At 64.9% G+C, this 1067-nt stretch carries 2 protein-coding genes; one reads left to right on the top strand and one right to left on the bottom strand.

Going from position 1 to position 1067, the window contains the following annotated elements; translation table 11 throughout:
- Positions 1-830, top strand: an 830-nt coding sequence (locus VFZ66_11575; protein HEX6289826.1) for a DUF2182 domain-containing protein, incomplete at its 5' end; no start/stop codon positions are given.
- Between the two features lie 22 nt (positions 831-852).
- On the opposite strand, the gene VFZ66_11570 is transcribed toward VFZ66_11575, so the two are convergent.
- Positions 853-1067, bottom strand: a 215-nt coding sequence (locus VFZ66_11570; GenBank protein HEX6289825.1) for a methyltransferase, incomplete at its 5' end; no start/stop codon positions are given.

Genomic DNA, 1067 nt, shown 5'->3' with positions numbered 1-1067 from the left:
ACGTCTCTCTCGAGCACTTGCGTTCAGCCGCGATGCCAGGCCCCGAGTCTCCTGAGGAGCGGCCACTCACTGTTGTCGAACATGCGTTGCGGTACGACCGCACAGCCGCTGTGGTGCTGGTGGTCCTGCTGCCTGTCGTCTGCTGGGCGTGGATTGTCGCGATGGCACGCGACATGTACGGACCGATGACCGGCGCCAGCGCATGGATGATGACCACGAACTGGGATCTGCCGCACCTGTTGCTGCTGTGGGCGATGTGGATCGTCATGATGACGGGCATGATGCTTCCGTCCGCTTCGCCGCTCGTGCTGCTGTACGGCGCCGCTGCGCGGCGGTCCGCACAAGGAACGGCAGGGCGCGACGTCTATGCGCTCACCGCCGGCTATCTCATCGTCTGGGCCGGGTTCAGCCTGGTCGCGACCGTACTGCAGCGTGGCCTCGCGGTGTTCCTGCTGTCGTCACCGATGATGGAGAGCACCAGTTCCCGGGTTGCCGGAACGTTTCTGCTGATCGCCGGCCTGTATCAGCTGACGCCGGTAAAACACGCGTGCCTCCGCACGTGCCGGTCGCCGCTGGGATTCCTGGTGAGTCGATGGCGCAGCGGCTGGTCTGGTGCGTTGAGTCTGGGACTCGAGCACGGCCTCTATTGCGTGGGCTGCTGCTGGGCGCTGATGTTGCTGCTGTTTGCCGGAGGCGTGATGAACGTCACGGTCATCGTGGCGCTGACGGCATTCATCGGACTGGAGAAGCTCGCCCCGCTCGGTGCGCACGCCGCCCGAATCGGCGGCGTGCTCATGATCGCGGCTGGACTGTGGATGGTTGTGCGCTGAAGACCCTCGATCGCGGGGTCGGCTACGCCGGCACACCTTCCACGATGCTGACAACTGACGTCGTCGGCACTACGCGCCGCATCCGGAAGCCGGCTTTGTCGAGGAGCTGCTCGTACTCCTTTTCAGTACGCTCCTGCCCACCCGGAAACACCAGCATGACGAGATCCTGAAGCTTTCCCTGGTGCGGCGTGTCGCCCTCGGGCAGCACGGTCTCGACAATCAGGAGCCGGCCATCGG

The organism is Herpetosiphonaceae bacterium (genome assembly GCA_036374795.1).
In the GTDB taxonomy this organism is placed as follows: domain Bacteria; phylum Chloroflexota; class Chloroflexia; order Chloroflexales; family Kallotenuaceae; genus LB3-1.
Note: the sequence above shows the minus strand (reverse complement) of the source record. Positions and strands in the feature narration are given on the sequence as shown.